The sequence below is a fragment of the Ruegeria sp. BHSC276 genome, from assembly GCF_059612945.1.
On the sequence record NZ_JBXWRP010000001.1, the window covers coordinates 326,165 to 351,090 of the forward strand.

The 24,926-nt window shown below is 65.8% G+C and carries 22 protein-coding genes; 9 read left to right on the forward strand and 13 right to left on the reverse strand.

The window, feature by feature from the left end; all coding sequences use genetic code 11:
* Nucleotides 1-12: 12 nt before the first annotated feature.
* The 3 genes from rpmB to meaB all read right to left on the reverse strand — a co-directional run bounded on the left by rpmB (nt 13) and on the right by meaB (nt 2,734).
* Nucleotides 13-300, reverse strand: a complete 288-nt coding sequence (gene rpmB, locus AC2FMD_RS01655) for a 50S ribosomal protein L28 (RefSeq protein ID WP_040634222.1) — start codon at nt 298-300, stop codon at nt 13-15.
* Nucleotides 301-458: 158 nt separating this feature from the next.
* Complete coding sequence (locus AC2FMD_RS01660) at nt 459-1,610, reverse strand: Hint domain-containing protein (RefSeq protein WP_496794581.1); 1,152 nt, start codon at nt 1,608-1,610, stop codon at nt 459-461.
* Nucleotides 1,611-1,756: 146 nt separating this feature from the next.
* Entirely contained in the window at nt 1,757-2,734 is a 978-nt protein-coding gene (gene meaB / locus AC2FMD_RS01665; RefSeq protein ID WP_496681660.1) for a methylmalonyl Co-A mutase-associated GTPase MeaB, read from the reverse strand.
* A gap of 126 nt (nt 2,735-2,860) precedes the next feature.
* On the opposite strand from meaB, the gene hrpB reads away from it, so the two are divergent.
* Both hrpB and AC2FMD_RS01675 read left to right on the forward strand, forming a co-directional pair.
* Nucleotides 2,861-5,311: an ATP-dependent helicase HrpB gene (gene hrpB, locus AC2FMD_RS01670; protein ID WP_496794582.1), complete on the forward strand. Its 2,451-nt coding sequence runs from the start codon at nt 2,861-2,863 to the stop codon at nt 5,309-5,311.
* Nucleotides 5,312-5,381: 70 nt separating this feature from the next.
* Nucleotides 5,382-5,837 carry an NUDIX hydrolase gene (locus AC2FMD_RS01675; RefSeq protein WP_496743378.1) on the forward strand — a complete coding sequence of 152 codons (456 nt, stop codon included), beginning with the start codon at nt 5,382-5,384 and terminating at the stop codon, nt 5,835-5,837.
* Here AC2FMD_RS01675 and AC2FMD_RS01680 read toward each other — a convergent pair.
* From AC2FMD_RS01680 to AC2FMD_RS01690, 3 genes are all read right to left on the reverse strand, one after another.
* Entirely contained in the window at nt 5,834-6,829 is a 996-nt protein-coding gene (locus AC2FMD_RS01680; RefSeq protein ID WP_496794583.1) for a 2-dehydropantoate 2-reductase, read from the reverse strand. The genes AC2FMD_RS01675 and AC2FMD_RS01680 overlap by 4 nt on opposite strands.
* 78 nt (nt 6,830-6,907) lie before the next feature.
* A complete protein-coding gene (locus tag AC2FMD_RS01685; protein WP_496684119.1) occupies nt 6,908-7,870 on the reverse strand; it encodes a pirin family protein in 963 nt (320 codons plus the stop codon).
* A gap of 102 nt (nt 7,871-7,972) precedes the next feature.
* Entirely contained in the window at nt 7,973-8,815 is an 843-nt protein-coding gene (locus AC2FMD_RS01690) for a phytanoyl-CoA dioxygenase family protein (RefSeq protein ID WP_496743176.1), read from the reverse strand.
* A gap of 206 nt (nt 8,816-9,021) precedes the next feature.
* Here AC2FMD_RS01690 and AC2FMD_RS01695 point away from each other — a divergent pair, with 206 nt between their 5' ends.
* Both AC2FMD_RS01695 and AC2FMD_RS01700 read left to right on the forward strand, forming a co-directional pair.
* Nucleotides 9,022-9,510: a twin-arginine translocation pathway signal gene (locus AC2FMD_RS01695; protein ID WP_496794584.1), complete on the forward strand. Its 489-nt coding sequence runs from the start codon at nt 9,022-9,024 to the stop codon at nt 9,508-9,510.
* A 5-nt stretch (nt 9,511-9,515) separates the two neighbouring features.
* On the forward strand, nt 9,516-10,121 hold the full coding sequence (locus AC2FMD_RS01700; RefSeq protein WP_496743179.1) for a ferric reductase-like transmembrane domain-containing protein: 606 nt from the start codon (nt 9,516-9,518) through the stop codon (nt 10,119-10,121).
* A gap of 14 nt (nt 10,122-10,135) precedes the next feature.
* On the opposite strand, the gene AC2FMD_RS01705 is transcribed toward AC2FMD_RS01700, so the two are convergent.
* The 3 genes from AC2FMD_RS01705 to AC2FMD_RS01715 all read right to left on the reverse strand — a co-directional run bounded on the left by AC2FMD_RS01705 (nt 10,136) and on the right by AC2FMD_RS01715 (nt 12,719).
* On the reverse strand, nt 10,136-10,480 hold the full coding sequence (locus tag AC2FMD_RS01705) for a 5-carboxymethyl-2-hydroxymuconate Delta-isomerase (protein WP_496794585.1): 345 nt from the start codon (nt 10,478-10,480) through the stop codon (nt 10,136-10,138).
* Between the two features lie 56 nt (nt 10,481-10,536).
* Complete coding sequence (gene argF / locus AC2FMD_RS01710) at nt 10,537-11,463, reverse strand: ornithine carbamoyltransferase (protein WP_149775691.1); 927 nt, start codon at nt 11,461-11,463, stop codon at nt 10,537-10,539.
* Nucleotides 11,464-11,531: 68 nt separating this feature from the next.
* A complete protein-coding gene (locus tag AC2FMD_RS01715) occupies nt 11,532-12,719 on the reverse strand; it encodes an aspartate aminotransferase family protein (protein WP_496794586.1) in 1,188 nt (395 codons plus the stop codon).
* A gap of 295 nt (nt 12,720-13,014) precedes the next feature.
* Between AC2FMD_RS01715 and AC2FMD_RS01720 the strand changes: the two genes are divergently transcribed.
* Nucleotides 13,015-13,905 (forward strand): DMT family transporter, encoded by an 891-nt coding sequence (locus tag AC2FMD_RS01720; RefSeq protein ID WP_496743200.1) that lies wholly within the window; start codon nt 13,015-13,017, stop codon nt 13,903-13,905.
* On the opposite strand, the gene AC2FMD_RS01725 is transcribed toward AC2FMD_RS01720, so the two are convergent.
* On the reverse strand, nt 13,895-14,698 hold the full coding sequence (locus AC2FMD_RS01725) for an ABC transporter permease (protein WP_496684134.1): 804 nt from the start codon (nt 14,696-14,698) through the stop codon (nt 13,895-13,897). The genes AC2FMD_RS01720 and AC2FMD_RS01725 overlap by 11 nt on opposite strands.
* A gap of 126 nt (nt 14,699-14,824) precedes the next feature.
* Here AC2FMD_RS01725 and AC2FMD_RS01730 point away from each other — a divergent pair, with 126 nt between their 5' ends.
* Entirely contained in the window at nt 14,825-15,403 is a 579-nt protein-coding gene (locus AC2FMD_RS01730; RefSeq protein WP_496743184.1) for a GcrA family cell cycle regulator, read from the forward strand.
* Nucleotides 15,404-15,409: 6 nt separating this feature from the next.
* Entirely contained in the window at nt 15,410-16,054 is a 645-nt protein-coding gene (locus tag AC2FMD_RS01735; RefSeq protein WP_496743185.1) for an NUDIX hydrolase, read from the forward strand.
* A 3-nt stretch (nt 16,055-16,057) separates the two neighbouring features.
* On the opposite strand, the gene AC2FMD_RS01740 is transcribed toward AC2FMD_RS01735, so the two are convergent.
* Nucleotides 16,058-17,137: a T6SS phospholipase effector Tle1-like catalytic domain-containing protein gene (locus AC2FMD_RS01740; RefSeq protein ID WP_496713422.1), complete on the reverse strand. Its 1,080-nt coding sequence runs from the start codon at nt 17,135-17,137 to the stop codon at nt 16,058-16,060.
* Nucleotides 17,115-19,406, reverse strand: a complete 2,292-nt coding sequence (locus tag AC2FMD_RS01745; RefSeq protein ID WP_496743187.1) for a xanthine dehydrogenase family protein molybdopterin-binding subunit — start codon at nt 19,404-19,406, stop codon at nt 17,115-17,117. The genes AC2FMD_RS01740 and AC2FMD_RS01745 overlap by 23 nt, the downstream gene beginning before the upstream one ends.
* Before the next feature lie 145 nt (nt 19,407-19,551).
* On the opposite strand from AC2FMD_RS01745, the gene AC2FMD_RS01750 reads away from it, so the two are divergent.
* Both AC2FMD_RS01750 and AC2FMD_RS01755 read left to right on the forward strand, forming a co-directional pair.
* Nucleotides 19,552-22,713, forward strand: a complete 3,162-nt coding sequence (locus AC2FMD_RS01750) for a valine--tRNA ligase (protein WP_496794587.1) — start codon at nt 19,552-19,554, stop codon at nt 22,711-22,713.
* Nucleotides 22,714-22,840: 127 nt separating this feature from the next.
* A complete protein-coding gene (locus AC2FMD_RS01755) occupies nt 22,841-24,007 on the forward strand; it encodes a benzoate/H(+) symporter BenE family transporter (protein ID WP_496683337.1) in 1,167 nt (388 codons plus the stop codon).
* A 27-nt stretch (nt 24,008-24,034) separates the two neighbouring features.
* Here the strand turns inward: AC2FMD_RS01755 and AC2FMD_RS01760 are convergent, their stop codons facing one another.
* Nucleotides 24,035-24,817, reverse strand: coding sequence for a crotonase/enoyl-CoA hydratase family protein (locus AC2FMD_RS01760; RefSeq protein ID WP_496688455.1), 783 nt, complete (start codon nt 24,815-24,817; stop codon nt 24,035-24,037).
* Nucleotides 24,818-24,926: the final 109 nt, after the last annotated feature.

The following is a 24,926-nucleotide window of genomic DNA, read 5'->3' on the forward strand; positions in this document are numbered from 1 at the left end:
CCTGTGGGGAAATCAGGCCGAGGCTTGTGCCTTGGCGATTTCCTTCTTCACTTTCAGTGCGTTCGGGGACAGATCCTCATCCTTGGCCTTGGCCAGGAAGGCGTCCAGACCACCGCGGTGGTCGACCGAGCGCAGGGCAGCCGCCGAGATGCGCAGCTTGACGCCGCGACCCAGCGTTTCAGACTGCAGGGTCACGTCGTTCAGGTTGGGCAGAAAGCGACGCTTGGTTTTGTTGTTGGCGTGGCTGACATTGTTGCCAGTCATCGGGCCTTTTCCGGTCAGTTCGCAACGGCGCGACATGGTTTCATCCTTTGTTTCTGGTGGGCCGGGCTGCTGCACGCGGCCAAATCACAAGGGGCGCAACCCGAAGTCGCGCCCGAAAACTGGTTGGATGCGTTTAGTGGGAATCGCTTCAAGGGTCAAGACGGGTAGCGCGAAATCTTTGCTCCCCCTCCCGATCATGTCCCCGCACCCCAGTTTTCGGCCAGCAACGGTTTTGCGTTGCGCAGGTGCCGCGCGATTAATCGGGCCTGCTGGCGCCCGCGTGGAATGGTGCGGGCCGGGTTCGACACGTGAACCCCGCCTGCCAGTTGCGGAAAGATGGCGAGGATCTCTTCTCGCGCTTTCGCGCCCAGCGACCGCAGCGCCTCGGGGCCGGTGAACAGGCTTTCGGTCGGAGCGCCCTCGGCAAACACGATTCGGTGCTGGTCGAACAGCAGGTGGAAATACTCCACCCCCGGAATGGCGTCATCGACGAAGATGCCCGGCAGCGCCGTCAGCCTGATGGCGGGGATCAACACCTGATCCTGCCCGAACATGCGCCGCGCGATGGGGGACTGGACCAGCATCCGGTGCTGCCGAGACACAAGCAGATCGCGCGCAGGCAGCCCGGCCCCAAGCGCACCGGCAAGGATCCGCACCGGGGCCAGCTTAGGGTTTGCCCGGATTTCGGTCGCGCTGAACGCGCGACATCCGATCCAGCGGATCGGCTGGTCGCAGCCCGAATCGGTCCGGACCAGCTGCCCAAGGCGCAGGTTCTGGATGGGCACCGGACCATGCGGTGTCAGGATGCGCGCGCCACGGGTGAAACAGGGGACGCCGGATCCGTTTTCGAACTGCGAATAGGTGATCGTCTGGCCGGATGGCAGGACGAAGGATCCGCTGGTCAGAGAATAGCTGGTGCCATCGACGACAGTGAACGTGCCAAAGCTGCTGTCGGTGACGACCGTCCCGGCCGGCAAGTTGAGCGTATCGCTACCCGACCCGCCCTGGATGTCGCCGGACACCGAGGTTGCCTGCAGCGTCAACGTGTCATTGCCACTGCCGAGGCGAATGTTGCCGATGGTCGAACCTTGCACCGTCACGGTGTCGTCGTCGGCACCGGCGGTCAGGCGACCGCCAATGGCGCTGTTGACGATCATCAGCGTGTCGATCCCGGCATTGCCGCGCACCGAACCAGAAATCGTACTGTTGGAAACGGTCACGACATCATTGCCGCCACGCGCGCGAATGCCGTCGATCGGGCTGCCTTGCGGAGAGCCGTTCAGCGTGCCGCTGTCATTGCTGACATCGATATTGTCGTTGCCATTCGTCCCGTTGATATTGGGCATGGTCGGCCCGTCCCGTCGCGTTTGCCCGTCCTGCGTGCAAGATATGGCGCCCTGTCCAATGCAGCCGGCCGGCCTCGGTTTTCGCGTTCAGGCTACATGACAACACGCTGCTGCACAAAGCTTTCGTTGCCGCGCCCACAGGGCGCCTAGATCTGCGCAAGCGCCTGCAACATCCGTTCAGCCGCGGCCGAGGGGCTGAGCCGCCCTGCCCCGACCTCGGCGCCCAGCCGATCCATCTCGGACCGGGCCCGCGGGGTCTCCAGCTTGGCGAGCAGGGCGTGACGCACCTCTTGGTCGAACCAATAGCGGGCCTGTTCGGCGCGGTTGGCATCCCAATGCCCGTTCTGTTTGCGCCAGTCGGCCACGGCCTGCATCTCGGCCCAGGCCTGGTCCAGGCCGCGCTCCTCGACCGCCGAGACTGTCATCGCCTTGGGAAATCCCTCGGGGTCCTGCGGGCGTTTACGCAGCAGGCGCAGCGCCCCGGCATAATCGGCGCAGGTGCGGGTAGCGGTGGCTTTCAGGTCGCCGTCGGCCTTGTTCACAAGGATCATGTCGGCCATCTCCATGATGCCCCGCTTGACGCCCTGCAATTCGTCCCCGCCGGCCGGGGCCAACAACAGAAGGAACAGGTCAGACATTTCCGACACCACGGTCTCCGACTGGCCCACGCCCACCGTTTCGATCAGCACCACGTCGAACCCGGCCGCCTCGCACAGGGCGATGGCCTCGCGCGTGCGGCGGGCGACGCCGCCTAGGTGGCTCTGGCTGGGTGAGGGGCGGATGAAGGCGTTCGGCTCGCGGCTGAGGCGTTCCATCCGGGTCTTGTCGCCTAGGATCGAGCCGCCGGACCGGGCCGAGCTGGGATCGACCGCCAGAACCGCCACCCGCAGTCCCTGCCCGATCAGCATCATGCCGAAACTCTCGATGAAGGTGGATTTGCCTACCCCCGGCGTTCCCGACAGGCCGATGCGCAGCGCCTGCCGCCCGGCGCCCGACAGAGCGTCGAGCAGCTGCGCCGTTTGGGCGCGGTGATCGGCGCGGGTGCTTTCGACAAGGGTGATCGCGCGGGCCAGCGCCCGGCGGTCGCCTTTGAGGATCCTGTCGGCGAGCTCGGCTGTGGTCATGGGCGGGGTCCTTCGTCGAAATCTGCCCTAGATGACGGGGATGGGCCGAGTTTGTCCAGTACCGCCGCGCGCGGGATTTGACGCAGGCGTTCTGGACCTTGGACGGGGCTTTGGCGATAAGGCGGCATGACCCGTCTACCGATCGACGATGCCCTGCCCGACCTGATCGCCGCGCTGCGCGCGCGCGGCCGCGCAGTGCTGCAGGCCCCGCCCGGCGCCGGCAAGACCACGCGCGTGCCGCTGGCGATGCGCGACGCCGGCCTGTGCGACGGGCGGATCGTGATGCTGGAACCGCGGCGGCTGGCCGCCCGCGCCGCCGCCGAACGCATGGCCGAGACACTGGGCGAACGCGCGGGCCAGACCGTCGGCTATCGCGTGCGGGGCGAGGCGAAAGTGTCGAAAGCCACCCGGATCGAGGTGGTGACCGAAGGCATCCTGACCCGGATGCTGCAATCCGAACCCGACCTGCCCGGTGTGGGTGCGGTGATCTTCGACGAATTCCACGAACGCTCTTTGAACGCCGATCTGGGGCTGGCCCTGTGTCTCGAGGTCGCCGGTGCGCTGCGCGACGACCTGATCCTGCTGGCGATGTCGGCCACTCTGGATGCCGATCCGGTGGCGCGGTTGATGGACGCGCCGCTGGTGACATCCGAAGGGCGCAGTTTTCCGGTTCAGACCCGCTGGCTGGACCGCCCGCTGGGCCCGCAGGCGCGGCGGCTGGACGCGTTGGTCGACCTGGTGGTTCAGGCCGAGCGTGAGACCCGCGCTACCGGCGGCGGCATTCTGGTGTTCCTGCCCGGCGAGGGCGAGATCCGCCGGGCCGAGGCCGCGCTGGCCGGCCGGCTGCCCGGCGATTGCGCGATCCGGCCGCTGTTCGGCGCCCTGCCCTTTGCCGCCCAGCGCGCCGCCCTTGCGCCTGCCGAGACCGGGCGCAAGGTGGTGCTGGCCACCTCGATCGCCGAGACCTCGCTGACCATTCCGGACATCCGGGTGGTAGTGGACATGGGACAGGCCCGCCGCGCGCGGTTCGATCTGGGCTCGGGCATGTCGCGGCTGGTGACCGAGCGCGTCACACGCGCCGAGGCGACCCAACGCGCGGGCCGCGCGGGCCGCGTGGCCGAAGGGCTGTGCTTTCGCCTGTGGTCCAAGGGTGAGGAAGGCGCCCTGCCCGCCTTTCCACCCGCCGAGATCGAGGCCGCCGACCTGACCGGACTTGCGCTGGAACTGGCCCTGTGGGGGGCCGAGCCGCAGGATCTGGCCTTTGTGAAACCACCGCCCGAGGGGGCGCTGGCCGAGGCGCGCGCGCTGCTGCGGATGCTGGGCGCGTTGGACGGCAAGGGCCGGATCACCGAACATGGCCGCGCACTGGCTGGCCTGCCGCTGCATCCGCGGCTAGGGCACATGCTGGTCACGGCCGGCGCGCAGGCCGCCCCGCTTGCCGCCCTGATGGCCGAGCGCGACCCTTTGAAGGGCGCGCCGGTGGATCTGTCGCTGCGGCTCGAGGCGCTGCGCGATCCGCGCGCCTACCAGCGCAACCGGGTCTGGCCCGCCAATCCCGGCGTTCTGGACCGGATCCGGTCCGAGGCGAAGCGGCTGCGCGGCCAGATCAAGACTGAAGGCGACCCGCTGGGCCCGGCGGCGATGGCCGCGCTGGCCTATCCCGACCGGGTCGGGCAGAGGCGCAAGGGCGACGCGCCGCGCTATGTGCTGTCGGGCGGCAAGGGCGTGGTGATGGCCCCCGGCGACCCGCTGGCCGCAGCGCCGTATCTGGTGGCAATCGACACTGACGGCAACCCGCGCGAAGCCCGGCTGCGCATGGCCGCGCAGATTACCGAAGCCGAGATCCGCGCGTTGTTCGCCGACCAGATCGAATGGGTCGAGACCTGCGCTTGGTCGAAACGGGACCGCCGGGTGGTGGCCCGGCGGCAGGAACGGTTCGGTGCGCTGGTGCTCGATGACCGCATCTGGAAGGACGTGTCCGACGAGTCCGTGGCCCGCGCGATGCTAGACGGCGTGCGCGATCTGGGCCTGAGGCTGGAGGGCAAGGCTGCGCGACTGGCCGCGCGGGTCGAGCTGGTGCGGGCGGCAGGCGTCGACCTGCCCGATTTCTCGGAAAGCGTGCTGATGGCAACGCTCGAGGACTGGCTGCTGCCGATGCTGACCGGCGTGCGCAGCGCCGAGGATTGGAAACGGTTCGACCTGCTGCCCGCCCTTCAGGCGCGGCTGAGTTGGGACCAGATGCAGGAACTGGACCGCCGCGCGCCCCCGGCCTTTGTCACGCCACTGGGGCGCAAGGTCCCGATCGACTATGGCAAAGCGGTGCCCGAGATCGCGGTCCGCCTGCAGGAGATGTTCGGGGTTACCCAGCACCCGATGGTGGGGGGCGAGCCGCTGAAGGTCACCCTTCTGTCCCCCGCGCAACGCCCGATCCAGATCACCCGCGACCTGCCGGGGTTCTGGGCCGGGTCCTATGCAGATGTACGCAAGGACATGCGTGCGCAATACCCCAAGCACCCCTGGCCCGAGGACCCGACCCAGGCCGACCCGACCCTGCGGGCCAAACGCAGGGGTGCTTGAATACCATCTGTCAGGTTGATATCTCTCGCCGTCCTGAAGGCAGAACAACAAAAAACGGCAGGCACCCGCAATGACATGGCTGCACAAATTCTGGGAGGGGGTCCTGAAACCCCTGTTTCAGCGTCCGCGCCTCGTGCAGTTCGCGGCGCTGTGTACCCGTGGCGATGGCCGCGATACGCAGGTGCTGATGGTCACCAGTCGCGACACCGGGCGGTGGATCATCCCCAAGGGCTGGCCGATTGACGGGCTGAACGGGGCCGAGGCCGCAGCGCAGGAGGCCTGGGAAGAGGCCGGCGTGCGCAACGCCGAGGTCGATCCGGAGCCGGTCGGCAGCTATTGCTACGGCAAGGTCCGCAAAAGCGGCGCGATCGATCCGGTTTGCACCACGGTCTATCGGCTGCGGGTCACCGATCTGGCCGATGAATTTCCCGAAATGCACGAACGCACCCGCGAATGGGTCTCGCCGCAAGAGGCGTCCGAACGCGTCCACGAACCGGAGCTGAAAAAGCTGCTGTTGCGGATCTAACCAACGGCAGAGCGCAGCCCGGCACGAATCTGGTCGGGGGTCAGCGGACCCGTATCGCCCTGCGTGATCAGCTCTGCCACCCGGTCGCAGATCGGGGTCGGCGCGCCGGTTTCGCGGCCCAAGCGGATGATCTCGCCCTGCAGGCTGTCGATTTCGGTCGGGCGACCGGCATCCAGATCATAGGCCATCGAGGTGCGCGCGGCGGGGTCGATCGTCAGCATCCGCGCCGCGATGCGCGAAAACAGCGGCGTGGGCAGGCGCAGGATATGCGGCGTCATCGAGGCCGGCAGCGGCGTGGTAGAGGCCACGGGGCGCCCGGAGGCGGCCAGAACCGCCAGCGCCTCGGCCATCTGGTCAGCCATCAAGCGGCGCCAGTCGCGGTTCAACAGCTGCTCGCGCAGGGTCAGACCCGACAGCGCGTTCAGCGCATTGTTGAGGTTGATGACCAGCTTGCCCCATTGCACTGCGTCGATCCCGTCGGTTTCGGTGACGGGCAGATCGGGCGTGGACAGGCGGCGGGCCAGCGCGCCGGGACCGGACTCGATCACGATGTCGCCGGATGTCGCGCGATGCCAGGTGGCCGGACCGGCAGGCACCACGTTGAACGGCACCATCCCGGCGCGCACGTCCCGTCCGGGCAGCGCGGTGCGCAGGGTGCGGGCGTTTTCCATCCCGTTCTGCCACGAAATGACCGGGGCCGCGGCCGGGGTGTACGCGGCGATTAGGCCGGCCATTTCGACGGTGGCGCCGGTTTTCACTGTGACCAGAACCAGATCGGCGTCGGACAGACAGGCAGGGTCTTCAGAAAGGGTCAGACGGTCGGCAGGGATCGTTTTGCGCAGGCCCGAATAGTCGGTCGCGGTCAGCCCGTTCTGCCGGATCGAGTCCAGCACCCGCGCCCGGCCCAGCAGGGTTACGTGGTGGCCGGCATCGGCCAGCATCCCCCCGCAATAGCATCCGATGCTGCCCGCGCCCGCGATCACCAGTCTCATGCCGTCCCCTTCCCGTTTGCCGCTAAGGATCGCCGGGATCCCTTGGGCAGGCAAGCCGGGCGGGCGCTGACGTGACGTTCAGCGCGCGCGCCGGGGCTTGGTGCGTTCCAGTTCCGGGGTAATCGGAATGAACTCGTCCTCGTCCCCCGGCGGCAGGTGGAAGGCGCCGTTGGCCCAATCGGCGGATTTCCATTCGCGGATCGCCGTTTCGATCTTGTCCTTCGAGGAAGAAACGAAGTTCCACCAGATATACCGATCCTCATTCATCGTGGCTCCGCCCAGCACCATCAGCCGCGCCCCCGCCGGCCCGGCAGTCACCGACAGGCGGTCACCCGGGCGGAAGACCATCATGCGGCCTTCCTCGAACCGGTCACCCGCGATCTCGACCGAGCCTTGGGTGACGTAGACGCCCCGATCCTCGTGATCGTCGGGCAACGGGAAGGCGGCGCCGGGGTCCAGTTGCACGTCCAGATAGAAGGTTTCCGACAGCATCGTGACCGGGCTGGTTTCCCCATAGGCCGAGCCGAGGATCAGCCGGGCGCTGACACCGGCATCCTGGATATGTGGCAACGCGGCCTGCTTGTGATGTTCGAAATCGGGGGCCATGTCTTCGTGCGCTTCGGGCAGCGCGATCCAGGTCTGGATGCCGAACAGGCTGTGCCGCTTGGCGCGGGTTTCGGCGCTGGTGCGTTCGGAATGGGTGACGCCGCGGCCCGCGACCATCCAGTTGACCTCGCCGGGATAGATCATCTGATGGGTTCCGAGGCTGTCGCGATGTTCAAATTCGCCCTGGTACAGATAAGTAACGGTGCCCAGCCCGATATGCGGATGCGGGCGTACGTCGATGCCGCCATCGGTGATGAACTCGGCCGGTCCCATCTGGTCGAAAAAGATGAAGGGCCCCACCAACTGGCGCTTGACCGAGGGCAGCGCGCGGCGCACTTCGAACCCGCCCAGATCGCGGGCGCGCGGGATGATCAGGGTTTCCAGCGCCGAACCTTCGCTGACGCATTCGGGGCTGTGGGTGGGGTTCCAGCTCATGTCGGCCTCCAATCCAGTGCGGCGGGATGTTCACTCTTGCCAATCTAGCGCAAAATACCGGCGGACAAAGTGCATCTGCGCACAGATAGGCTGCAGCCCGGATCAGCCCTGTGCGCGGGGCCAGAGCTGCGGGAAGAACGGGCCGGCGATCCGGTCGCCCTCGGCATAGCCGGCGGCCTCAAACTGCGCCCGCTCCTCCTTGGCCCAATCGCCGCGATACCGGATCACCCCGTCCGGCCCGGTCATGCGCAGGGTGAAGCGGCGCACGGTTTCCGTGGGCGTGACCGAGGACAGCCCCCCGTGCAGCGTGCGCATGTCGAAATAGATGCAGTCGCCCAGATCCATATCCCATTGCAGCAGGTCATAGGCGCCGGGGTTGGCATTCACGTCTGGTGGCGGGTGATAGGTGCGGCCTGCAACCTGCGTGGGTTCGTAACTGGGGTGCCCGTCGGCAAAGCGTACGCGCATGAACAGCTTGTCCCACAGGTGCGAGCCGCGCACGAAAGCGATCCCGTTGTTCTTGCTGACCGGTTCAAGCGGCAGCCACAGCACGCACATCGAGCCTTCAAAATCGAAATAGGACAGGTCCTGATGGAATGGCGGGCGCGAGGTCGATCCGGCCTCGCGCAGGAACCAGTTGTCCATCACCAGATTGATCGGCGCGGCGCCCAGCAATTCGGAAGCTATCGGCGCGCAGGGCGAGTTGCGGACGAATTCCTCGAACTGGGGGATCTTGCTCCAGGCCCAGTAATCCTCAAGATAGGCAGGCGCGTCCGGGTCCTTGGTGTGGCGGGTGAAGTTCTCGGTCGGGGTTTGCAGATCGGCGTCGATGCCCGCGCGCAGCAACTCAAGCCAGTCTGCGCTGAATTTCTGGCGCAGCATCACCGCACCATCGCGGCGGAAGGCGGCGATTTCATCCTTTGTCAGCAGGTTGGCATCTGTCATCGGCTTCCCCCCTTGGTGGCGCAAAGAAAAGGATCGCACCCGAATGGCGCAGGCGTCAAAGATTATTGCCGCCTTGGTCCATTCCATGCGCTTTCGTCCGCCGGTTGGCCGGTTTTTGCCCGGAACGCTCGGAATGAGCCGCGATCGTGCTATTCTTCCACTGTGGCGGTTGGAACAGCTGCCGGGTCAGCACAGGAGAGGTTTAGATGCCCGGAGATTCACTGAACCGAAGAACCATGTTGGTGGCCGGTACCGCACTGGTCGCCACGGCCGGCAGCGGCCTGATCCTGCCCGCGCGGGCTGAGGGCCTGGCCCCCACTCCGTCGATGCGGGGCGGATCGAACAACTATCGCCCGGGCGCGCCGATCGTCGACCGGATCGGCGGCGGCGGCTTCTGGATGACCGGCACAGTACGGCGGGCCGGCGACGGCGCGCACCTGCCAGGTCAGCGCATCCAGATCTGGGCGCATACCACCGAAGGCCACGAGCGCGATCCTCAGAGCCACGGCGCCACCCTGACAGATGCGAACGGAGAATTCCGGCTGGAGATGCCGCAGATCGTGCCCGCCTTTGGTCAGCCGCACGGACATCTGGCCTATGACAGCGGCGAATTCGAGACCGTGTTCCTGCGCCCGATCATGTCCAGTGCGCGCGACAAGACCCTCGCCGCGCATTTCGTTCTGCAACCGGTCTGAACCAGGTGCCGCGCCCGGGCGCCCTCGCGGTCTGGCTGGCGCTGATCGCCGCCGTTGCGGTGCCTGTGGTGGTGGCGGGGTTCAGCCCGTATCTGGCATGGCGCAGCCCGATCTACATCGCAGCAGGCTTTGCCGGGATCATCGGGTTGGGATTGCTTCTGGTACAGCCGCTGCTGGCCGCGCGCGTGTTGCCGGGGCTGACGGCGATGAGCAGCCGAATGGTGCACCGCTGGGTCGGGATAACCCTGATCGCCATGATTGTCCTGCACGTCGGCGGGCTGTGGGTCACCAGCCCCCCGGATGTGGTGGATGCCCTGCTTTTCCGGTCGCCTACCCCTTTCTCTGCCTGGGGCGTGGTGGCCATGTTGGCAGCGTTCGCCGCCGTGGCGCTGGCCGCGCTGCGCAGCCGGCTGGGATGGCGGTTCCGCCTTTGGCGGTTGGCCCATGCCAGTCTTGCGCTGGTGACCATTCTAGGCACCGTCGTACATGCCCTGCTGATCGAGGGCGCAATGGAAACCGTCACCAAGGCCGCATTGTGTGGGCTTGTATTGTTCGCCTGCGTCGGGGCCTTGATCAGATTGCAGGTCTGGGACGTGAAACCGCGAGTTTAGACGGCAGGCGCAGCTCAGGTCGCCAGGCGCTTTGCATAGGTGGCGCGGTTCATCTCTACATCCCGCACCGTGATGCTGCCGACCGCCGGTGCAGCGGCGGCCAGAACATCCAGAATGATTGCGTTCAGTTCGGTTCGCGTCGGCTCGTCCCGGCCCTGCATCAGGAATAGAGTGGCATGAATGAACGACTGCGGCTCGGTCCCGATGTGGGAATACGGGATCGGCATCGCGCGGATTTTGAGCGTTGGTGCGTCAAATTCCTCATGCGCGGCGAGGACCTTATAGAGATCTTCGCATATGGCTTGAAAATCATGCGATTGCTCAAGCCCGGCTGAAAATTCCAGGACGACGTGCGGCATGGGAGCCTCCAGAATTGAAAGAGAACCAGCGGCTCCCATAGAATTTCTAAGGGGCTTCAGACCCCCAAACACCAGCGCATCACCGCCTTCTGCGCGTGCAGGCGGTTTTCGGCCTCGTCAAAGATCACCGAGTTCGGCCCGTCCATCACCTCGGAGGTCGCTTCCTCCTCGCGGTGGGCGGGCAGGCAGTGCATGAACAGCGCATCGGGTTTGGCGTGGGACATGAGTTCCGCGTTGACCTGATAGGGCCGCAGCAGGTTGTGGCGGCGCTCCTTGGCCGACTGCGAGTCGTGCATCGAAACCCAGGTGTCGGCCACGACAAGATCGGCGCCTTCGACGGCCTTGTATGGGTCGCGCTCGATCACGATTTTCGAGCCCTTCTGGCGGGCGAAACCCATGAACTCTTCCTCGGGGTCGAACTGGGCCGGGCCGGTAAAGGTCAGGTCAAAACCGAACTGGCCCGCCGCGTGCAGGAACGAGGCACAGACATTGTTGCCGTCACCCGTCCAGACCACCTTTTTCCCGGCGATGGGGCCGCGGTGTTCCTCGTAGGTCAGCACGTCGGCCATGATCTGGCAAGGATGGGTGCGGTCGGTCAGGCCATTGATCACCGGCACGTCCGAGTATTCGGCCATCTCGGTCAGGATGGTTTCGTCGAAGGTGCGGATCATGATCATGTCGACATAGCGCGACAGCACGCGGGCGGTGTCGGCGATAGTCTCGCCATGGCCCAGCTGCATGTCCTTGCCCGACAGCACCATGGTTTGCCCGCCCATCTGGCGCACGCCCACATCGAACGAAACGCGGGTCCGGGTCGAGGGTTTTTCGAAAATCAGCGCCACCATGCGGCCGGCCAGCGGCTGTTCGTCGTCGGGTGCGGCCTTGGGACGGCCCAACCGGGCCTGCTTCATCGCGCCGGCTTGGTCGATCATCGACCGCAGCGCGGCGGCGTCGGTTTTGTGGATATCAAGGAAATGGTTCATGTCGGTTCGCTTTTTCACTGTCGGTTGCCGGGGGGCGTCGCCCCCGGCGCATTTGGGAATAGGGGGCGTCAGGCCGAGGCGAGTTGGCTTTGAACCTGCCGGGCGGCTTTCTCGAGGCAGATCTGGGCCTGGGCAATGTCATCCTCGGTCAGGGTCAGCGGCGGCAGCAGGCGGATCACGTTGTCGGCCGCGGGCACAGTGATGACTTCGTTGTCATAACCGGCCGTGACCACGTCGGCGTTGGGCGCCTTGCATTTCAAACCCAGCATCAGGCCGGATCCGCGGACCTCTTCGAACACGTCGGGGTGATCGGCGACAAGGCCCTCGAGCTTTTGGCGCAACAGCCCCGCCTTGCGGTTGACGCCGTCCAGGAAGGCCGGTGTCGCCACATGGTCCAGAACCGCGCAGCCCACCGCGCAGCCCAGCGGGTTGCCGCCATAGGTCGACCCATGGGTGCCCGCGGTCATGCCGCTGGCGGCCGCTTCGGTGGCCAGCACCGCACCCAGTGGAAAGCCCCCGCCGATGCCCTTGGCCACCATCATGATGTCGGGCGTAATGCCCGTCCATTCATGGGCAAAGAGTTTCCCGGTGCGGCCGACGCCGCACTGCACCTCGTCAAGGATCAGCAGCAGCCCATTGTCGTCGCAGATCTGGCGCAGGGCCTTGAGCTCGACATCGGGGACGGGGCGGATACCGCCCTCGCCCTGGATCGGCTCGATCATGATCGCGGCGGTTTTGTCGCTGATCGCGTTGGTCACGCCGTCCAGATCGCCGAAGGCGACATGTACGAACCCGGGCAGCAGCGGGCCGAACCCCTTGGTCATCTTCTCGGACCCGGCCGCGGCGATGCCCGCCGAGGACCGGCCGTGGAAAGACCCCTCGAACGTGATGATCTCGACCTTTTCCGGCTGACACTTGTCGTGGAAATGCTTGCGGGCCATCTTGACCGCCAGTTCGCAGGACTCGGTGCCCGAATTGGTGAAGAACACAGTGTCGGCGAAGGTCAGATCCACCAGCTTGTCGGCCAGCGCCTGCTGTTGCGGAATCTGGTACAGGTTCGACACGTGCCACAGCGCATGCGCCTGCTCGGTCAAGGCATTGACCAGGGCCGGGTGGGCATGGCCCAGCGCGTTCACAGCGATACCCGCGCCCAGGTCAAGGAAACGTCGGCCGTCCGCCTCGGTCAGCCAAGCGCCTTCGCCCTTAACGAAGGTCAGCGGAGCACGATTGTAGGTCGGCAGAACGGACGGGATCATCGGATCATCCTTTTTGGAAAACTTGAACCCAGTGACTGAAACACTGAGACCGGGTTCGTCAACAGATTTGGTGAGAGATGCGCGGATTTGGGTCGCGCGCGCAGGATCAAACGGGCCGGTTACGCGGTGATGCGTCGGCGTCGGAGCGGCAGGATATGCACGGTTTTGATCATGCGTGCTCGTATAGCGGGACCGTCACGATGTGAAAAGCCGAAATCGCGACGACAGCTGAATTTGTTGGAACCGTGGGCGTTTGGGGCTTGTCATTCGGGCCGCTCTGCCGCACCGCTGGGCCATGTTCACGCCCAAGGCTCACAACCCGGCATTGGCCGCCGGTCTGATCTTTTGCGCCAGCGCCTTCATCGCGGGCACCACGCTGCTGGCCAAGGCGCTGGGAACAGATACGCTGGGCCCGCCGCTGCATCCGCTGCAGATCAGTCACGGGCGGTTCCTGTTTGCCTTCGTCGCAATTGCGGCCACCGTCGCGGCATTGCGCCCCCGGCTGCGGCGACCGCATTGGGGGCTGCATCTGGGCCGCACCAGTTTCGGCTGGGCGGGGATTTCGCTGATGTTCGCCTCGGTCGCCTACATTCCGATTGCCGATGCCACCGCGATATCTTTCCTGAACCCGGTATTCGCGATGGTGCTGGCCATCCCGCTGTTGAAAGAGGGCGTCGGCCCGTGGCGCTGGCTGGCCGCAGCGGTGGCGTTGGCGGGCGCGTTGATCTTGCTGCGCCCGACGCCCGCAAGCTTTCAGCCCGCCGCCCTGCTGGCGCTGAGTGCGGCGGCTGTGATCGGAATGGAGCTGATCTTCATCAAGAAACTGTCGGGCCGCGAGGCGCCGATCCAGATCCTGCTGGTCAACAACGCGATGGGTGTGACCATCGCCACGGTCGCGGTGCTGGCGGTCTGGGCACCGCCTGCGTCCGCGCAATGGGCAGCGCTGGTCGGGATCGGGGTGCTGATGGCCTGTGCGCAGGCCTGTTTCGTCAACGGCATGGCGCGGGCCGATGCCTCGTTCGTGGCGCCGATCAGCTATGCCACGCTAATCTTTGCGGGCCTGTACGATTTTGCGGTGTTCGACGTGATCCCGGATGCGGTCAGCGTGACCGGGTCGGGCATCATCCTGACCGGAGCGCTGATCCTGGTGTGGCGCGAAGGTCGGGCGCGGCGGGTCAGGCCTTGAGCCGGTAGCCCGTGCGCAGCATCTGCCAAGTCACCGCACAGACGGCCAACGTGGCCCCGCCGCAGACGGCCAGCCCAAGCAGCGGCGAACTGTCCGACACGCCGATCATCCCGAACCGCAGCCCGTCGATCAGGTAGAACACCGGATTGGCATGGCTGAGGCGGTTCAGCAGCGGCGGCAGCGCCTCGACCGAGTAGAAGGTGCCCGACAGGAAGGCCAGCGGGGTGACGATGAAGTTGGTGATGGCCGCCATCTGGTCAAACTTGTTGGCGAAGATGCCCGCAAACAGGCCCAGACCGCCCATGAACGCACCGCCCAGCACCACGAAGGCCAGCGCGATCAGCGGATGCGCCGGCACCAGCCCCAACACCAGCGCCAGGGCCGCTGCCACGACCAGCGCGATCAGCACGCCCCGCGCAATGCCGCCCGCCAGATAGCCCAGCAGGATTTCGAGCGGTGACAGCGGCGGCATCAGCGTGTCCACGATGTTACCCTGCACTTTGGAGATCACCATCGAGGACGAAGTGTTGGCAAAGGCGTTCTGAATCACCGTCATCATCATGATCCCGGGCGCCAGAAAGGTCAGAAAGGGCACGCCCATCACATCCGGCCGCCCCGGGCCGACAGCGATGTTGAAGATCAGCAGGAACAGGCCAGCGGTGACCAGAGGCGCCAGCAGGGTCTGCGTCCAGACCGCCAGAAAGCGCAGGGTTTCGCGCTGGGCCAGTGTCCACAACCCCATCCAGTTGACCGCTCCGAAACGGCGCATGTCCTGATCCGCGAGATTCTGCATTCCTGCCCCCAATCTGATTCGATGACCGCTTGTAACTCGGCCCGCAGTGATTAGAATAGGGCGCTGAGACGAATTCCGAAGGCGGCCCGTGACCGAGGCCGCTTTCCCGCTTTTGAAAGGCTACCCATGTCCTGGACAGACGAGCGCGTTGAACTGCTCAAGAAAATGTGGGGCGAAGGCCAGTCGGCCAGCCAGATCGCCAAGGAACTGGGCGGGGTCACCCGCAATGCGGTGATCGGCAAGGTCCATCGCCTGGGCCTGTCGAACCGGACCACCGGCGCCGCACCGGCCAAGGCCGAGCCCAAGGAAAAACCAGCCCCCACGCCCAAGGCCGAAACCAAGCCCAAACCCGCCCCCAAGACCGAGCCGGCCCGCACCGCGGCAGCCGCGCCGGCCGCCGAGGCGAAACCGGCCACGCCGCCGCGCCGCCAGATCATTCCGGCCGGCCAGCCGCTGCCGCCGCAGCCCTCGGCCAATGAAATCAGCCCCGAGGCGCTTGCCAAGGTCAACGAGGTTGAGAAGAAGGCCAAGAAGCTGTCTCTGATGGAACTGACCGAGAAGACCTGCAAATGGCCCGTGGGCGATCCGGCCACGGATGATTTCTGGTTCTGCGGTCTGCCGGCCGAGCCGGGCAAACCCTATTGCGAGGCGCATGTGGGTGTCGCCTTCCAACCCATGAGTGCGCGCCGCGACCGGCGTCGGTAATACCCGGTGCGCCGGGATCCGACCGCGACGGAGGATATCTGGCTGGCGCAGGCCAAACGATTGTTGGCGCTGGCCGAGACAGGCCAGCACTTTACCACCGACCGTTTCGACCGCGAGCGTTATGACGAGATCGCCGGCATCGCCCGCGCCATGCTGGCCGATCTGGGCCGGGTGCCCGTGTCGCGGATCGAGGGGCTGATACCGCCCCATGCAGGCGGATACGCCACCCCCAGCATCGACATCCGCGGCGCCGTGATCCAGAACGGCCACATCCTGCTGGTGCGCGAGCGCAGCGACGGGTTGTGGGCCATGCCGGGCGGGTTTGCAGATATTGGTAGCTCTCCGGCGGAGAACATCGAACGCGAGGTCTTTGAGGAAGCCGGGCTGCAAGTCAGGGCGCACAGCCTGTACGCCCTGCGCCACAAGGCGCGGCACCCCTACCCGGCGGATGCCCGCGATTTCTACAAGCTGTTCTTCCTGTGCGACCCAGAGTCCGGCACCGCGCCGCAGCCAGGCGCCGAAACCAGCGATGCGGGCTGCTTCGCGCCCGATGCGCTGCCCGCCCTTTCGCAGGTGCGCAACCTCGAGGCGGATATCCACGCCGCCTTTGACGCGCATCGCCGTGCGCCCAGTCCGGCGAGTTTCGACTGAAACCTATTGCGCGGGGTGCGAATGCGGCCCGGCCGGCAGATGCACCCATTTCGGCAGCTCGTTGGGTGATACCGAGACATGCAGTCGTTCCGACGGGTCCTGCCCGACCAACCGGTGGCGGCGCAGCAGAAAGATCTTGCCCCACCCGCGCCAGGTGCCGACCGATGGCGCGTGCGGATCGGTGGGAAACCGGCTGCGCCAGCCCTCGGGCAGCGGCAGACCGTGCAATTCGGCCTTGTCCAGCATCCACACCAGCGAAATGTTGGCCAGCGGCCGCGCCGGCTCGAACCCGCTGAGCTGCCCGCCCACGTCGCCATGGGTGCCACGGAACCAGACCTGTTCGACACGGCCCTTGAAGTCGGCGGTGTCCTGCCACAGGACCGGAGTGAACACTTCGCGCGTCTCATCCAGCGCCAGCGCGTGATAGCCGTTTCGGGTCGCCTGCCCCAGATGGTGATGATGGAAGGCGTGGCGCTCTTCGGCCAGGCGCCACAGCAGCGGCAGCCGCAGGCCCAGTGCCTTGACCGAGTCCCAGACGCCGATCATCTCGATCTCGACACCATCGTGACAATAAAGCCGCCGGAAATCCTGCGCGGCCTTGCCGCGCGGATTGTTCTCATAGTGGCGGTAGGCCTGCTTGATGTTGCGCTCGGTCGCGTGTTCGGGGCGCAGCAGCCCGATCATGTCGATCACGCCCGCCAGGCTGCGCACCCCATAGGCGCCGCGCGAATACCCGATCAAGTAAATCCGGTCGCCCGGCTTGTAGCGCGACGCCAGATAGCCATAGGCCCGGCGAATCTGCCGGTTGATCCCGCGTCCCATCATCACGTCCAACGTGGATTTCCAGCTGTCCCACTGGACACCGCCTTCGTAGAACACCGAGACGTTACCGCCCATCTCGCGGCACATCCGATAGGTCAGGCCGGCATGCGTTTCTCGGCCGGGTTCCAGCGTGGACATGGTGCCGTCAAGGATGATGACATGGCTGATCGGCTCGCGATGACGCGTTTCACCGGAATGTTCCGACCGCAGCGGGCGGCCAAGCCATCCGAGGAGTTTTCTACCGATCCACGTCAACTGCATCCGACAGCATTTCCCAAACCCTGCGAGGTGTAAAAGGCATGTCCGCCTGTCGCACCCCGTGATCCCACAGCGCGTCCTGAACTGCGTTTGCCACGGCCGCCAATGCGCCGACCGTGCCTGCCTCGCCACAGCCTTTCATTCCCATCGGGTTGGCCGTTGACGGAACCGGCGCCGAGGTAAACCTGATCATCGGCAGGTCGTCGGCGCGGGGCAAGGCGTAGTCCATGAAAGTAGCCGTCAGCAGTTGCCCTTCGGCATCATGCACAACGTGTTCGCACAGCGCCTGGCCGATACCCTGCGCCACCCCGCCATGCACCTGGCCTTCGGCCAGCATGGGGTTGATGAGGTTGCCGAAATCATCGACCACCGTATAGCGGTCGACCGATGTTGTGCCAGTTTCCGGGTCGATCACGATCTCGGCGACATGGGCGCCGTTGGGATAGCTGCGCGCCTCTAGCCGCGTGCGGGCCTCGTGCTGCAGCAGGTCGGTGCGGCCATCCGCGCGGGCCATTTCAGCCGCTTCGATCAGCGTGGGCGTCAGGTTCGACCCCGGCGCGCGAAAGGTTTCATGGTCGAAGGTCACATCGCTTTCCTCGACCCCCATTTTATCCGCCAGATAGGGCGTGAATGCGGCAATCATCTGGTCAATCGTGACCAGCGTCGCCGCGCTTTGGACCGTGACCGAGCGCGACCCGCCGGTGCCGCCGCCCTGCGCCATGCGGTCGCTGTCGCCCTGCACGACCCGGATCCGGTCGGCCGGAATCCCCGTCTGATCCGACAGGAACTGGGCGTAGACCGTCTCGTGCCCCTGCCCGTTCGATTGCGTCCCGACATAAAGATTCACGGTGCCGTCCTGACAGAATTCAATTTTTGCGCCTTCGGAAGGGTCGCCCAGAATGCTTTCAATATAGTAACAAATCCCCTGCCCTCGGATCAGACCGCGTTCGGCGTCGGCGGCCTTGCGCGCGGCGAAACCGGCGGTCTGTTCGGCGGCGCGGGACAGGACCATGTCGAAATCGCCCACGTCGTAGGTTTCACCTGTGGCCGAGACATAGGGAAAGGCGTCGGGCCTGATGAAATTGCGGCGGCGCAGCTCCCACGGATCGACGCCCAGTTCTCGCGCGGCGCGGTCCATCGCGCGTTCCAGCACATAGATCGCCTCGGGGCGGCCGGCACCGCGATAAGCGTCGACCTGGGTGGTGTTGGTATAGAACCCCTCGACCCGCAAATAGGTTTTCTGCACGTCATAGACGCCAGGCAGTACGCATTTGAACAGGTTGGTCTGGATCGCCTGGCCGAAATGGCTGTTGTAGGCGCCCAGGTTGCACCGGCTGTGCACCCGGTAGGCGGTGATGCGAAGATCCTCGTCAAAGGCCAGTTCGGCCAGCGAGGTCAGGTCGCGCCCGTGGTGGTCGGACAGCATCGCCTCGGTCCGGTCCGACATCCAGTGCACCGGCTGGCCCAGTTGCATCGCCGCTACCGCGACCGAAAAATACTCGGGATACGGCATCGCCTTCATGCCGAACCCGCCGCCCACGTCGGGCGTTGTGACATGGACCGCCTGCGGGTCCAGCCGCAGCTTGTCGGTCAGTTGCGCCTTCATTCCCCAGACACCCTGCCCGCCATAGCTGAAATGCAGCCGCCCATCGGACCAGACCGCGTTGCAGCCGCGCGGCTCGATCGAGTTCACGATCACCCGGTTGTCGGCCACCTGCAGCGACACGACATGGGCGGCGGCGTCAAAGGCGGCCTGGGTCGCGGCCTCGTCGCCCACGGCCCAGTCAAAGGCGCGGTTGTCGGGCGCCTCGGGGTGCAGCGGCTCACCGCCCGGCGCAAGGTCCAGCTTGGCGGGGCGGTCGGCGGTGTCCATCCAGATCAGCTCGGCGGCGTCGCGGGCCTGCGTCAGCGTTTCGGCCACGACCATCGCCACCGGCTCGCCGACAAACCGCACCCGGTCGCGGGCCAGCATGTGGCGCGGGGGATTGGCGGCGCGGGTGCCATCGCGGTTGACAATGATAGTGGCGCTCAGCACCGGGTCGATTCCGGCGGCGATCAGGTCATCGATGGTCAGCACCAGCCGCACGCCGGGCGCGGCGCGGGCGGCGTCAAGGTCAAGCCCGGTGATGTCGCCATGCGCCACCGGGCTGCGAAAGAACACTGCGTGCAGTGCGCCGGGTGGTACCGTATCGTCCATGTAGCGCCCCTGCCCGGTCAGGAACCGCTGATCCTCGGTCCTGGAGACCGGCTGGCTTTTGCCGAACTTTTCCATGACGCGCCCCTTTCGCTGCCTCAGACCGCGAGCCTAGCCGTGATGCGGCGGATGTCCAGTGCGCGGGGTGCTTGGCCCTTTCCCTTCCCGCCGCCATTCGCTATTGCAGGCGCTGACCCAAGATCGATGACGCAGGACGCACCCGATGGCGATGGACAAGACATTCAACGCGGCCGAGGCCGAGGCCCGGATCTACAAGGCCTGGGAAGAGGCCGGAGCCTTCAAGGCAGGCGCGAACAAGTCGCGCGACGAGAGCTTTTGCATCATGATCCCGCCGCCGAACGTGACCGGCGCGCTGCATGTGGGCCATGCGTTCAACAACACCCTGCAGGACATCCTGACCCGCTGGCACCGGATGCGCGGGTTCGACACGTTGTGGCAACCCGGCCAGGACCACGCCGGCATCGCCACCCAGATGCAGGTCGAAAAGAAGCTGATGGCCGAGGAAGGCAAAAAGCGCACCGACTACACGCGCGAGGAGTTTCTGGCCAAGGTCTGGGAGTGGAAGGGCCAGTACGGCGGCACCATCATCGAACAGCTGAAACGCCTCGGCTCTTCGTGCGACTGGTCGCGCAACGCCTTCACCATGGCCGGCGCGGCCGGCGACCCGCGCACGGGCCACGAAAACAGCCCCAACTTCCATGACGCGGTCATCAAGGTCTTTGTCGACATGTACGACAAGGGCCTGATCTACCGCGGCAAGCGGCTGGTCAACTGGGACCCGCATTTCGAGACCGCGATCTCGGACCTCGAGGTCGAGAATATCGAGGTCGCCGGCCATATGTGGCACTTCAAGTACCCGCTGGCCGGGGGTGAGACCTACGCCTACGTCGAAAAGGACGAGGACGGGAACGTCATCCTCGAGGAAGAGCGCGACTATATCTCGATCGCCACGACCCGCCCCGAGACCATGCTGGGCGACGGCGCGGTTGCGGTGCACCCGTCGGACGAACGCTATGCGCCGATCGTCGGCAAGCTGTGCGAAATCCCGGTGGGCCCGAAAGAGCATCGCCGCCAGATCCCGATCATCACCGACGAATACCCCGACCCGAATTTCGGCTCGGGCGCGGTGAAGATCACCGGCGCGCATGACTTCAACGATTATCAGGTGGCCAAGCGCGGCAAGATCCCGATGTACCGCCTGATGGACACGCGCGGCCACATGCGGGCCGACGGCGCGCCCTACGCGGACGAAGCCGCCAAGGCCCAGCAATATGCGCGTGGGCGCGAATTCACCGAGAACGAGATCGACGCGATCAACCTGGTGCCCGACCATCTGCGCGGCCTGGACCGGTTCGAGGCGCGCGCCAAGGTGGTCGAAGAAATCACCGCCGAAGGTCTGGCCGTGATGACCCGCGCGGACGATCCGCGCCTGGGATCGACCGCGCTGAAACCCGATGCCGAGGGCGCCGACGCGCTGGTGCCGCTGGTCGAAAGCAAACCGATCATGCAGCCCTTCGGCGACCGCTCGAAGGTGGTGATCGAGCCGATGCTGACTGACCAGTGGTTCGTCGAGACGTCAAAGATCGTGGGCCCCGCGCTGGACGCGGTGCGCGACGGCCGGGTCAAGATCATCCCGGAATCGGGCGAAAAGACCTATTACCACTGGCTGGAGAACATCGAGCCCTGGTGCATCAGCCGCCAGCTGTGGTGGGGGCATCAGATTCCGGTCTGGTACGGGCTGGACCTGTCGGCCGAGGATTTCAAGGATGACGAAAACGACGGCGAGCTGGACCTGGTCGAACTGGGCCGGCTGCTGAACGAAGGCGGCATGCTGCACCGGGGCGCGGTCATGGAGTGCGCCGCCAGCTTCGAGGACGTCACCGGAAAGTTCCTGGATGACAATGCCGACATTCCCAGCCCGCTCAGCCACGCCACGGTGATCGAGGTGGCCGACAAGCACGAGGCGATCCACCGGTTCGCCGAAAGCTTGGCGCAATACGCGATCGACCGCGATCCGACCAAGCTGGTCTATCCGGTCTGGCGCGACCCGGATGTGCTGGACACCTGGTTCTCGTCCGGCCTGTGGCCCATCGGCACACTGGGCTGGCCCGAACAGACCGAGGAGTTGGAGCGCTACTTCCCCACCGATGTCCTGATCACCGGGTTCGACATCCTGTTCTTCTGGGTCGCCCGGATGATGATGATGCAGCTGGCCGTGGTGAACGAAATCCCGTTCCACACTGTCTATCTGCACCAGCTCGTCCGCGACGAGAAGGGCAAGAAGATGTCCAAGACCACCGGCAACGTCATCGACCCGCTGGAAATCGTGGACGAGTTCGGCGCCGACGCGCTGCGCTTTACCAACGCCTCGATGGCAGCCATCGGCGGCGTGCTGAAACTGTCGCGCGAGCGCATCACCGGCTATCGCAACTTTGGCACCAAGCTGTGGAACGCCGTCCGGTTTGCCGAGATGAACGAGGTCTTCACCGACGCCGTGCCGCAGCTTGACGTGGCCGACCTGCAGCCCAAGGCCGCCGTGAACCGCTGGATCATCGGCGAAACCGCCCGCGTGCGCGAAGAGGTCGACGCGGCGCTGGAGAGCTATCGCTTCAACGATGCCGCCAACGGGCTTTATGCCTTCGTCTGGGGCAAGGTCTGTGACTGGTACGTGGAACTGTCCAAACCGCTGCTGCAGGGCGACGATGCCGAGGCCCAGGCCGAGACCCGCGCCACCATGCGCTGGGTTCTGGATCAGTGCCTGATCCTGTTGCACCCGATCATGCCCTTCATCACCGAAGAGCTGTGGGGCCTGACCGGCACCCGCGCCAAGATGCTGGTGCATGCCGACTGGCCAACCTATGCCGCTGCCGATCTGGTCGATGCCGACGCGGATCGCGAGATGAACTGGGTGATCTCGGTGATCGAGAACACCCGCTCGGCCCGCGCCCAGATGCGCGTTCCGGCGGGCCTGTACGTGCCGATGCTGGTGACCGAGATCGACGCCCACGGCCAAGCCGCCTGGGACCGGAACGAGGCGCTGATCAAGCGGCTGGCCCGGATCGACAGCCTGACCAAGGCCGATACGCTGCCCAAGGGCACGATCTCGATCGCGGCGCCCGGCGCGTCCTTTGGCCTGCCGCTGGCCGACATCATCGACATCGGCGCCGAAAAGGAACGGCTGGAAAAAGCCAAGGGCAAACTGGCCAAGGAACTGGGCGGTCTGCGCGGGCGTCTCAACAACCCCAAATTCGTGGCCTCGGCCCCGGAAGAGGTGGTGGAAGAGGCCAAGGCCAACCTAGCCGCCCGCGAAGAGGAAGAGGCCCGCATCAACGAAGCGCTGGCCCGACTGGCCGAGATCGCCTGATCCGTCAGCCCCCGCACTCGCTCGAAGAAACCCCGCCGCGCACGCCCGGCGGGGTTTTTTCCACCCACCCCTGTTCACCGGGCCAAACGGTTGCTAGCAATCTCGGGACCAATCCACCGAGGGCCCCATGTCCAGACCCTTTCCGCCGATGCAGACCGTTTCAACCGGGCTGGTCGTGGCCATAGTCGGCTTTTTCAGTTCGTTTCCGATTGTCCTGCAGGGACTGGACGCCATGGGTGCCTCGGGGCCGCAGGCGGCATCGGGGCTGATGATGGCCGCCCTTGCCATGGGGCTGGCTGCCATCCTGCTCAGCTTGTGGTACCGCCAACCGATCAGCGTAGCCTGGTCCACGCCCGGTGCGGCGCTGCTGGCGGTTTCGGCCGCGCCGGCTGCGGGATTCTCGGGTGCCACCGGCGCGTTCCTGTTTGCAGGTGCGCTGACCGTGTTGGCCGGGCTGTGGCGCCCTGTGGGGCGGTTGGCCGCGGCCATTCCCACCTCCTTGGCGCAGGCGATGCTGGGCGGGGTGCTGCTGCCGCTGTGCATCGTCCCGTTCAAGGCCGCGGTCGAGATCCCCTGGCAGGCCCTGCCGGTGATCCTGACCTGGTTCATCGCTGGACGCGTGCACAGACTGCTGGCGGTCCCCACCGCCGTTCTGGCCGCCGCGCTGGTCGTCGTTCTGTTTTCTGACGGCCCATCGGTCCGCCCCGACCACCTGCTGGCCGCGCCGGTCTGGACCACGCCCACCTTCTCGGTCCCGTCGATGATTGGCATCGGGGTGCCGCTATTCGTGGTCACGATGGCCACTCAGAACATCCCCGGCATCGCGGTCATGCGCAGCTTTGGCTATGCCCCGGTCGCAGGACGGCTGTTCTCGGCCGTGGGTGGGGCCAGCATCCTGTCGGCCTTCTTCGGCGCGCCTGCGACCTGCCTCGCGGCCATCACCGCCGCCATGTGTTCGAACGAGGACAGCCACCCCGACCGGGATCAGCGCTTTTGGTCTGCGGTCATGGCTGGGGTGTTCTATTGCCTGTTCGGGGTATTCGCTGTGGCCATCACCGGGTTTGCCGCCCATGCCGATCCGATGCTGATGGGCACGTTGACCGGCGTGGCATTGATCGGGGTCATGGCCAATGCCACCTTCGCCGCACTCGAGGTTCCGGCCGAGCGCGAAGCCGCGATCCTGACCTTTGCCATCACCGCCTCGGGCATCACCGTGTTCGGCCTGGGCGCGGCGGTCTGGGGTCTGCTGGCAGGCGGCATCGCCTATGGGGTGACGACGCGCCTGCGGGGCTGAGGCCTAATTGGCTGCGGCACGCGAGCTCTATTTGAACTCGGGCTTGCGGCCCTGCATCTGGGCCATCACCACTTCCATCTGGTCGGGTTTGCCGATCAATTCGACCTGTTCGGCGGATTCGGCCAGCAGAACCTCGGCGCGCGACTTGCATTCGGCCACCTCGATCAGACGTTTCGCGGCGCGAATGGCCGAGGGGCTCTTGCCCGCAATATCCTCGGCCAGTGCGATGGCTTCGGTCAGCGGATCATCCGACAGGCTGGTGACCAACCCCCAATCGGCGGCTTGTGCAGCACCGATGGGCCGCGCGGTGTAGGTCAGCAGGCGCAGCACGTCCGACCGCACCAGTTTCGGCAACAGGACCATGCCGCCCATGTCGGGGATGATGCCCCATTTCATCTCCATCACGGCCAGCTTGGCGTCGGGATGGGCAATGCGGATATCGGCGCCCAGCGCGATCTGCAGGCCACCACCATAAGCCACGCCCTGAATGGCGCAGATCACCGGCACCGGCACGCGGCGCCAGACCAGCGCCAGTTCCTGCATCTCATTCGCGTCGTCATGGCTGCGGGTCATCAGCCACTCGGTCGGGTCCTTGTGCGCCATGGTCGCGAAACTGGCCATGTCGAGCCCCGCGCAGAAGCTTTTGCCCTCGCCCGACAGCACCACGGCACGGGCGTCCGAGGCGGCGACCTCTTGCCCCGCTGCCAGGATCGCCTTGATCATCGCATCATCCAGCGCGTTCATCTTGTCGCCGCGGGTCAGGGTGACATGGGCGATGTGGTTCCTGTATTCGACTGATACGCGCGCCATCTGGGCCTCCGGGTTTGATGTTCCGGGCAAACCATGCCCCGAAACCCGCAGCCGACGCCAGCCCGACGTGAGGGCAGATCAGTGCGGACGCCCCGGCCCCATGCAAGGC